Raw genomic sequence first — 8,885 nt, forward strand, 5'->3', positions numbered from 1 at the left:
TCAAGCTTCGATGGTATTGGGAGGCAGGGTGTTGACAGTATTCGGTCCAATGAGTTCATCGACATACATCACATCGCTGTAGGCAGGGTTTTTGGTGCTGGTGCTTGCCCACAATAACCGCTGTACCTGCGCACCTTTTGCTGATAGAGCTTTCCAGCGATCGCTTTGGATAATTTCTTTGTACTTCTGGTAGGCAATTTTAGCGTTAGCGATCGCAACTTTGCCTTCAATTCCCTTTAGCTTCGCTGTCAAATTGGGGTCATCGACACCTGCACTTTTTTCCTCCAATTTTGCATCCACTTTGCTATCAATGCGGCTGAGGAAGAAACTAGCTACAGAAGCAATATTACTAATATCTTTCCCTTCTGCCGCTCGTTTTTCTAAACCCCGGATATAAGCCCAGAATGTTTCAACGTAGCTTTCTACAGAGAAGAGCAAGGTAACATTAACGTTGATACCTTCACTGATAGCTTGCTCTACTGCGGGTAAGCCTTCTGGGGTACCGGGAATCTTAATCATCACGTTTTCCCTACCAATAGCTTTGTAATAGCGTTGGGCTTCGGAAATCGTGCTTTGAGTATCTTTAGCGATAGTGGGTGGGACTTCAATGCTGACGTAACCATCTAACCCATTGGTTTCGTCGTAGACAGGTTTGAAGATATCACAAGCATTAGAAATGTCTTCAAATACCAGGGATTCGTAAATTTCCATCACCGACTTCTCGGCACGAATACCGGCTTCGATATCGGTATCGTAGATGGCATTGCCTGCGATCGCTTTTTCAAAAATTGCTGGGTTTGAAGTGATCCCACAAATTCCCCGGGTTTGAATCAGTTCTTTGAGTTCTCCAGACTCAATCAGCGTGCGGCTCAGATTATCCATCCAGATACTCTGACCATAATTTTTTTCAATCTGAAAAATTGGATTATCTGCTGTCGTTGTCATTGGTTAACTCCTTACTTGTTATTTGTCAATGGTTGTTCGCGTAGCGTAGTCGAAAGGCTAAGGTTGGTTGGTTGAAGGTTGGTTGGTTGAAGGTTAGTTGGTTGAAGGTTGGTTGGTTGAAGGTTGGTTGGTTGAAGGTTGGTTGGTTGAAGGTTGGTTGGTTGAAGGTTGGTTGGTTGAAGGTTAGTTGGTTGTTCGCGTAGCGTGGCCAATAGGCCAAGGTTGGTTGTTGGGCTTTGGGGTTCGGTGTAGGGTTAGTTGATTGCTTGAAAGTTATTGGCTTGACGGTTGGTTAGACTTGGGCTAAGCCCTTGTCACAGAATAGCTTTGGTCTTACCCCAGAGGTTTTTAAAGCCATCTTCAACCAGTTAACCTTCCACCAGTTAACCTTCCACCAGTTAACCTTCCACCGGTTAACCTTCCACCAACCAACCTTCAACCTTTTAACCCTGATCTACCGACCCTGCCACTTCCAACTTTTCTTGCGCCTGCCTTGCCTTTTCCTCTATGAAAGACTTGACCAACGCTACATCCTCTTTGCTACCAATAATTAATGGAGTACGAGCATGGAGGGTTTTTGGCACAGTATCCAAAACGTCTTCGGTACCTGTACTGGCAGCGCCTCCGGCTTGTTCTATCAAAAAGGCTAGGGGAGAAGATTCGTATAGTAGACGCAACTTCCCTTCTGGTTTCTTAACAGTACCGGGATAAAGAAATACGCCGCCCTGATACAAGATGCGGTGAAAATCTCCCACTAATGCCCCGCCATAGCGAGCGGTATAGCCTTCATGGCGATGGACATAGCGAATATAGTCCCGTATGGATTCTTCCCACTGCCAGAAGTTTCCTTCATTGGTGCTATACACTGGGCCATGTTCTGGCACCTGAATGTTTTCCTTCGACAGGATAAACTCTCCCAAGCTTGGATCGAGGGTGAAGGCATGAACACCCGTGCCGATGGAATACACCAGCATTGTGCTAGGACCATAGAGAACGTAGCCAGCAGCAATTTGCTTACGCCCGTTTTGGAGAAGATCACGGGCTTCCCCATCTAGATCCTCTCCTTCTTGCTTACGAATCGAAAAAATCGAACCAACATTCAAGTTAGTGTCGATATTGGAGGAACCATCAATGGGGTCATACAGCAGAGTGTAACGTCCAATTGGGCAATTCTCCGGGATATAGTAGGGTTTTTCCATTTCCTCGGAGGCCAAGCGACAGACGAGACCACTTTGCTTAAATACTGAGATGAAGACATCATTGGCATAGAGATCCATCCTTTTTACAGATTCACCCTGCACATTGACTTCACCCGTGAATCCTAACACCCCTTCCATCAAACCAGCTCGGCTCATGCGTTGAGCAATTAGCTTAGCAGCTAGGGCGATGCGATTCATGAGGGCACTTAGGTCTTGTGCCTCCATGGAAAAACTTTGGAGTTGCTCGAAAACGTGACGGGATAAGGTTTTACAATCCCGATCCAGGGCTCTTTCTTGAGTTCTAGGTTCAGCTCCCTCTGCCATAATTTTTGTCCTCCCTAGGTTTTAGGGCACTTGGTTTGTCAGAGATGTTGGTGTTCGCAAGAGTACCGATTGGCCCAGTGCCTAGTCCTCTTCACTTTCTATCTTAGGGAGGCATTTTTGATGATGCTTAATAACTTTAGAAGAAATACAGAAATCAAATCTTCACACCATTTTTCTTGTCTTGGAGCCTATACCTGAGGTCAAATTGATCTGAACATAGGCATTGCAACCTTAAACGGAGATTATGGGAGAAACTAAACGCATTGGCATTCTCACCAGTGGTGGAGATTGTGCTGGTCTCAATGCGGTGATTCGAGCTGTGACTCACCGAGCTGTGGCTACTTACAACTGGGAGGTGCTTGGCATCTGTCGGGCTACTCAGGGGTTGATGCAAAATCCGCCTCAAGCGATTAACCTAACTTTGGACAAGGTTGATCGGATCTTGACTATGGGTGGTACAATGCTTGGCACTACTAACAAAGGCGACCCCTTTGCTTTTCCGATGCCAGATGGTACGCTATGCGATCGCAGCAGTGATATTGCTGATGGCTATCACCAACTGGGTCTAGACGGTCTAATTGGTATTGGGGGTGATGGCAGTTTGGCTATTTTGCGCAAACTTGCCCAACAAGGGGGGATGAAATTGGTAGGTATACCCAAGACTATCGATAATGACGTTGCCATTACCGAACGCTCTATTGGGTTTGACACTGCCGTTAACATTGCCACCGAAGCTCTAGACCGCTTACACTTCACTGCGGCTAGCCATGACCGGGTGATGATTTTGGAAGTGATGGGGCGTGATGCTGGTCACATTGCTATCAGTGCTGGCATTGCAGGAGGGGCTGACGTTATTCTGATTCCAGAAATTCCTTATACTCTTGACAATGTCTGCCATAAAATTAAGCAACTTCAGGAGCAGGGGCGAAACTTCTGTTTAATAGTAGTTTCCGAGGCGGTTCGCACTGCCAGCGGTGAGGTGCTTCAGAGTAATGTGGGGTTTGGTGAATGTCGATTAGGTGGCATTGGCCAATATCTAGCCCAAGAGATTTGTAATTCTATTGGAGCGGAAACGCGAGTTACAGTTCTTGGACACACCCAGCGGGGTGCCACTCCTTCACCCCTTGATCGCTTAATTGCCTCAGCCTTTGGTGTCGCAGCAGTTGACTTAATCGCCAATGAACGATATGACCAGATGGTTACATGGCAATATCGTCAGGTTGTCAGTGTACCTATTGGGGAAACGATTAAGCATTATCAAGCCGTCAATCCCAACGGCACTTTGGTGAGAACGGCTAGAGGATTGGGTATTTGTCTAGGAGATTAGACTGTATTTAAGATTATGAACGTTTTAAGTACATGAATCTTGTTGACTGTTGACTGGTAGTGGTCAACGGTCAACGGTCAACGGTCAACGGTCAATGGTCAATGGTCAAATTCTGAACACTTAATCAGTTGTACCAATTAAATGTTCAACAGCTTATTACCAACTACCAGGAATTATTGCGCCGTTGAGTGTTACGATTATTATTTTCCCGAGGTCTGGCTTTATTGACCCTGATTCTACGTCCCATCCACTCAGCACCATCCAACTGAGATATAGCTGAGTCTTCTTGGTCTGATTCTGTCATTTCCACAAAGGCAAACCCGCGCATTTTGCCGGTTTCACGGTCTGTGGGCATAACAACTCTTTTAACGGTGCCGTAGTCTCCAAAAACTGTTTTTAAGTCGTCTTCGGTGGCTTGATAGGACAGGTTTCCGACGTAAATGGTCATGTCGATCGATGAGGCAGAACATAGAACTAAAGTTCAGAGGCACAGAAGAACGGAGTACAACGTATTTTGGTTGCTCACGGTCATGTCTGAAGAACCAGTGGTAAATTTCGACAGTGGGCAACCACCTCAGGGGGGGGAAGCACAATCAAAGTTTTACCAAAGGAATCCACTGAACTTGTGAATACCGTTTCATGATAGCTCACTTACGGGATTATCAGTGGTTGTCTAGTTGACAGTATTTAATAATTCATCAAAAAAATGTATTGGGGTGGTGCTTAAGCACCAATTAGACCCCAAACAACCACGCTAAATATAATTGAATTAGCTCTTAATCAATGGAAATAGACTGCGGACCTTTATTTTTATCATTTTCGCTTCTGTTATGACCATCTTTGTATATCTCAGAGCCATTTTGATCCTCTAACCAACTTTTGAGAGGATCATCTGAGAGATTCAGGCGGAACACTCCTGAAACAAATCCGCCCAAAAAAGCCACAGGCTGCTGAGTAAATTCTTCAAAAATTGGTGTCAGTTCATTAAGGAACATGAGTTGATCTCCTGATGCTGGTTGTGCTGCCAATAGTTGTATGGCTGATCAAATTGGGATTCTAATTGGGATTCTAGCGTTTAGTCAGCCAACTTGGGGCTTGGTTCCATCCTGAGCTTGAATCTACCCTAAATTTGCGCTATTTTTTGGGCTATGTCTCAAAAAAAATGCCTATTGCTCTTTGGCGATCGCCCCTAGCTCGCGCACTCCACCGAAATCGGAGCCTAGCTTATGCTCGTTACTTTCAACTGGCAACCGTTGACCCCAAGGGCTATCCTGCTAACCGCACCGTAGTTTTTCGGGGTTTTTTGGACAACTCCAACCAACTCAAAGTTATTACCGATACCCGTAGCCAGAAAATTCACGATATTAATCATCATCCCTGGGGAGAAGTTTGTTGGTACTTTCCCAACACTCGCGAACAATTTCGTTTAGCAGGCCAGTTGACCCTGATCACTGCTGATTATCCCGACGAAGGACTTAAACAAGTCCGCCAACAGACTTGGCAAAATCTTTCCGATGCAGCTCGTTTACAATTTGCTTGGCCTGATCCTGGTGTTGCTAGAGTAGCAGATCCACAAGCCTTTTCCCCACCACCACCTGCCCTAGATCAGCCTTTGCCAAATTTTTGCCTATTATTGCTCGAACCAGTCAAGGTGGATCACCTAGCGTTGCAGGGTTTCCCCCAAAACCGATGGCTTTACTACCAAGACAGTTCTGGCGAGTGGTTTCAAAAAGCTGTTAATCCTTAGCTTCGGGGTCACACCAAGTTTTTCTGTGGGGAACGGCAGGGACAACCTTCAACCTTTAACCTGCTAACATTCAACTACTAGATCAAATCCCATAACTATCCAAAAACTGCCGAATTTCTTTATCCTTGATATCACAACATGGGGCATTAGCCCCCTTCTCTGGAGCATCAAGTGTTGAAGAGTGATCAGATATCATTGATGCCATTGAAGATCTTTGCTGAGCTAATTCTTGTAGCTGTTGTTCTAGAGACTCAATCCGGTCTACTAACGCTCGAATTACCTTGGCTTCTGAGTCAGGCAAGCTACCATGTTCAAGGGGATTGACTCGCACACCGGAACGATAGACAATCCGACCTGGTATACCGACCACAGTACAATCGGAAGGAACTTCTCGCAAGACCACTGAGCCAGCACCAATGCGGACATTATTACCAATTTGGATATTCCCTAGTACCTTAGCACCAGCTCCCACCACCGCATTTTCTCCTAGAGTAGGGTGGCGCTTGCCACTTTCCTTGCCAGTACCGCCTAGGGTAACACCTTGATAGATTAGACAGTAGTCTCCCACAATGGCGGTTTCTCCAATCACCACACCCATACCGTGGTCGATAAAGACACCATGACCAATTGTGGCACCCGGATGAATTTCAATACCTGTAACAAATCGGGATAACTGACTGAGCAGTCGAGGAATTAATGGAATCCCAATCACATGTAACCAGTGACAACAGCGATGGAACAGCAGAGCCTGTAGACCGGGGTAGCAGAACAAAACCTCCAGCCAGTTCCGAGCAGCTGGGTCACGCTCAAAGATAATACGGAAGTCAGCAATCAGGGCAGATAGCACTAGGGGTCACCATAATTAATGCTTGAACAAATTACTAACTAGTTTACCGTGTCTTGATGTAATAGCGAGTTGAAGAAACCCCCTGATGAAAGTTCCGCATCTGTTGCTGGTTACTCTTGAGCGGTCAGGGTGTAATCCCACCGTTGTCCTCCCTCAAAGGCACCGACCCAGATTTGGTATGTGCCAGCTGGCCAATTTTGTGCGGTTATGCTGGCATCTTTTTTAGAACCTGTATCATCCCCACAAAGGATCTGATTGTTGGGAAACTGAATTAGTAAAGTAGTATCGTTTCCCCCTGTGTTGACCCCTATAGTTAAACTGGAAAAATTTGCTTCCAAAACCATCAGGTGATCTGGAGTAGGGTCTCCAAAACCGATACAGGGATCATTGTTGCGATCGCTATTTGCAATCGATGACAACGAGTAAGCACCACCGGTATGACCACTGACTTGTCCCTGACTTGGGGAAAAACCAGGTGATAAGTTTAAAGAAGCAAAATTCGCTGTCTGGGATAAAACGGGCATAGAACAGAGGGCTACTATTAAAGCTATGACTCCTCTAACACCTTGTCGCACCATTGCAAAACCCTCCTAAGACTAGTTGTTACTATTTCCTCCCTATTTGAGTACGAGTCAACTCTAAACAATTACAGTACTTACTTATATTTTCCTGTAAACCTCTGTTGTTCAATAGGAACACCTGTGACACTATGCTATCTGCCACATTGATTATTAATTGATACCTTTGTCGTTAATTTATTCTTTAGCAATTAGCTATCAGCTATCAGCTATCAGCTATCAGCCAATACCTGAATACTTAGATGGACAAATGCCAAAACTTTCAATTCTGTAAAATCTCTAACTATAGCGTTTATAGGACTCATGAGATATACATTATTTTTTCCCTATTCCCTATTCCCTGCTCCCTGCTCCCTGCTCCCTGCTCCCTACTCCCTGTTCCCTGTTCCCTGTTCCCTGTTCCCTGTTCCCTGTTCCCTTTGGTATAGAATAAAGGTCAAAACTAAGAAAACAAGCGCGTTACAGCTATTTCCGTCCTATGGTCGCTCAATCGTTTGATCAACCTCTTGTTGAAATCAGTGTTGAACAACTGGCAAGGCAGATGGCAGATTCCCCGGAGCAGTTACAGCTTATTGATGTCCGAGAACGGCAAGAAGTTGCGATCGCTTCTATAGAAGGGTTTGAAATTCTGCCTTTGAGTGAATTTGCTCAGTGGTCTGGGGAAATCTCTACTCGCTTTGATCCCACAGCCGAAACCATGGTTATGTGCCATCATGGTATGCGCTCGGCTCAGATGTGTCAGTGGTTAATCAGTCAGGGGTTCACGAATGTCAAGAATGTAGCTGGGGGTATTGACGCATACTCAATCATAGTTGATCATAGCATTCCTCGTTACTAATTGCAGGTCACTGCTAACTACGGCTATGAGTAGATTCTGCTATCTTAGAACAAATGTTCTTACAGCAAATATTTTTAGATAAAATGTATTAATAACCAACTTAATACTTGGGTGAGCAGAAGCTGCCATAGCTATGGATAAATCCCAGATACTTCCAACTTTCACCAAAACCAACCCTGATTTTTGGTGATTGATTGGGATATCTAATTATCAGCCCTACTGTTTTGGACTAAAGCAGGCTTAACTAAACCCAGCTTTTAGGCAACATTCCATTATTAGTATGTTTGATCACCTTAATGGTAACTCCTCCCTCTAATCTAGACTTTTTTCCCTTTAAAATGAAGTTCAGCTTTGGTTCAAAATGTCTCGCCAACAACTAAGTTTAACAAGTCGGCAACAACATATTCTCTGGGCGACTATTCGTCACTATATTGCCACGGCGGAACCGGTTGGTTCTAAAGCCTTGGTCCAAGAATATGACCTGAGTGTGAGTCCAGCGACGATTCGCTCTTGCATGAGTATGTTGGAAAAAGTTGGACTACTATATCAACCCCATACCTCTGCAGGTAGGGTTCCTTCTGATTCAGGTTATCGAACCTATGTTGACCAGCTGATTCAACCGTCAGAAACCTTGAGTCAGTATGTTGAAAATTTACTGGCAGACAAGTTGAACTGGGAGGAAGCTAAGTTTGAGGTATTGCTAAGGGATGCTGCTCAAATTCTGGCAACGGTCAGTGGATATATTGCTTTAATTACTTTCCCTGACAATCGCACTACTCGCCTCCGCCATCTACAGTTGATGCACCTAGAGCTAGGGCAGGTGATGTTGATTATAGTTACCGATAGTTATGAAACTCAGTCGGTATTGATGAATCTGCCCCACTCAGAGGATGATAATACCGTTGATGAGTCGATTGTGGAGCGGGAGTTAAAAATATTATCTAACTTTTTGAATAGTAAGCTGCGAGGGCGAACTCTCACGGAATTGGAGAAATTAGATTGGAGTGAATTAGACCGAGAATTTGTCCGCTATGCGGATTTTTTAAGCAATTTATTAACTGAGTTGACCCGTCGCACTGA

The 8,885-nt window shown here is 44.9% G+C and carries 11 protein-coding genes and 1 pseudogene; 5 read left to right on the forward strand and 7 right to left on the reverse strand.

Going from position 1 to position 8,885, the window contains the following annotated elements; genetic code table 11:
* Positions 1-3: 3 nt before the first annotated feature.
* The 3 genes and pseudogenes from tal to fbp all read right to left on the reverse strand — a co-directional run.
* Positions 4-945 (reverse strand): annotated as a pseudogene (gene tal / locus F6K52_RS26980) (transaldolase); the annotation flags it as partial.
* Positions 946-970: 25 nt separating this feature from the next.
* On the reverse strand, positions 971-1,165 hold the full coding sequence (locus tag F6K52_RS26985) for a hypothetical protein (protein ID WP_293085604.1): 195 nt from the start codon (positions 1,163-1,165) through the stop codon (positions 971-973).
* Between the two features lie 223 nt (positions 1,166-1,388).
* Positions 1,389-2,468 (reverse strand): class 1 fructose-bisphosphatase, encoded by a 1,080-nt coding sequence (fbp, locus tag F6K52_RS26990; protein WP_293085607.1) that lies wholly within the window; start codon positions 2,466-2,468, stop codon positions 1,389-1,391.
* A 244-nt stretch (positions 2,469-2,712) separates the two neighbouring features.
* Between fbp and F6K52_RS26995 the strand changes: the two genes are divergently transcribed.
* Positions 2,713-3,795, forward strand: coding sequence for an ATP-dependent 6-phosphofructokinase (locus tag F6K52_RS26995; RefSeq protein ID WP_293085610.1), 1,083 nt, complete (start codon positions 2,713-2,715; stop codon positions 3,793-3,795).
* Positions 3,796-3,958: 163 nt separating this feature from the next.
* Here the strand turns inward: F6K52_RS26995 and F6K52_RS27000 are convergent, their stop codons facing one another.
* Both F6K52_RS27000 and F6K52_RS27005 read right to left on the reverse strand, forming a co-directional pair.
* Positions 3,959-4,243, reverse strand: coding sequence for an RNA-binding protein (locus tag F6K52_RS27000; RefSeq protein WP_293085613.1), 285 nt, complete (start codon positions 4,241-4,243; stop codon positions 3,959-3,961).
* A gap of 328 nt (positions 4,244-4,571) precedes the next feature.
* Complete coding sequence (locus F6K52_RS27005; protein WP_293085637.1) at positions 4,572-4,790, reverse strand: hypothetical protein; 219 nt, start codon at positions 4,788-4,790, stop codon at positions 4,572-4,574.
* 167 nt (positions 4,791-4,957) lie between these two features.
* Here F6K52_RS27005 and F6K52_RS27010 point away from each other — a divergent pair, with 167 nt between their 5' ends.
* Positions 4,958-5,542: an Npun_F5749 family FMN-dependent PPOX-type flavoprotein gene (locus tag F6K52_RS27010; protein ID WP_293085616.1), complete on the forward strand. Its 585-nt coding sequence runs from the start codon at positions 4,958-4,960 to the stop codon at positions 5,540-5,542.
* 82 nt (positions 5,543-5,624) lie between these two features.
* Here the strand turns inward: F6K52_RS27010 and cysE are convergent, their stop codons facing one another.
* Together cysE and F6K52_RS27020 are read right to left on the reverse strand one after the other, a co-directional pair.
* Positions 5,625-6,389: a serine O-acetyltransferase gene (cysE, locus tag F6K52_RS27015; protein WP_293085619.1), complete on the reverse strand. Its 765-nt coding sequence runs from the start codon at positions 6,387-6,389 to the stop codon at positions 5,625-5,627.
* Positions 6,390-6,499: 110 nt separating this feature from the next.
* Entirely contained in the window at positions 6,500-6,967 is a 468-nt protein-coding gene (locus tag F6K52_RS27020; RefSeq protein ID WP_293085622.1) for a hypothetical protein, read from the reverse strand.
* A gap of 303 nt (positions 6,968-7,270) precedes the next feature.
* Here F6K52_RS27020 and F6K52_RS27025 point away from each other — a divergent pair, with 303 nt between their 5' ends.
* The 3 genes from F6K52_RS27025 to F6K52_RS27035 all read left to right on the forward strand — a co-directional run.
* Positions 7,271-7,465, forward strand: a complete 195-nt coding sequence (locus F6K52_RS27025) for a hypothetical protein (RefSeq protein ID WP_293085626.1) — start codon at positions 7,271-7,273, stop codon at positions 7,463-7,465.
* The gene (locus tag F6K52_RS27030; RefSeq protein WP_287295237.1) at positions 7,446-7,805 is read left to right on the forward strand and encodes a rhodanese-like domain-containing protein; all 360 of its coding nucleotides are present in this window, start codon (positions 7,446-7,448) and stop codon (positions 7,803-7,805) included. The genes F6K52_RS27025 and F6K52_RS27030 overlap by 20 nt, the downstream gene beginning before the upstream one ends.
* Positions 7,806-8,166: 361 nt before the next feature.
* Positions 8,167-8,885: heat-inducible transcriptional repressor HrcA (locus F6K52_RS27035; protein WP_293085634.1), on the forward strand; the 719-nt coding region annotated here is incomplete at its 3' end.

The organism is Moorena sp. SIO3H5 (genome assembly GCF_010692395.1).
GTDB lineage: Bacteria > Cyanobacteriota > Cyanobacteriia > Cyanobacteriales > Coleofasciculaceae > Moorena.

Coding starts and splice junctions, on each gene's coding strand:
- fbp (WP_293085607.1), bottom strand. CDS start 2,468: ATGGCAGAGGGAGCTGAACCTAGAACTCAAGAAAGAGCCCTGGATCGG.
- F6K52_RS26995 (WP_293085610.1), top strand. CDS start 2,713: ATGGGAGAAACTAAACGCATTGGCATTCTCACCAGTGGTGGAGATTGT.
- F6K52_RS27000 (WP_293085613.1), bottom strand. CDS start 4,243: ATGACCATTTACGTCGGAAACCTGTCCTATCAAGCCACCGAAGACGAC.
- F6K52_RS27005 (WP_293085637.1), bottom strand. CDS start 4,790: ATGTTCCTTAATGAACTGACACCAATTTTTGAAGAATTTACTCAGCAG.
- F6K52_RS27010 (WP_293085616.1), top strand. CDS start 4,958: ATGCCTATTGCTCTTTGGCGATCGCCCCTAGCTCGCGCACTCCACCGA.
- F6K52_RS27020 (WP_293085622.1), bottom strand. CDS start 6,967: ATGGTGCGACAAGGTGTTAGAGGAGTCATAGCTTTAATAGTAGCCCTC.
- F6K52_RS27025 (WP_293085626.1), top strand. CDS start 7,271: ATGAGATATACATTATTTTTTCCCTATTCCCTATTCCCTGCTCCCTGC.
- F6K52_RS27030 (WP_287295237.1), top strand. CDS start 7,446: ATGGTCGCTCAATCGTTTGATCAACCTCTTGTTGAAATCAGTGTTGAA.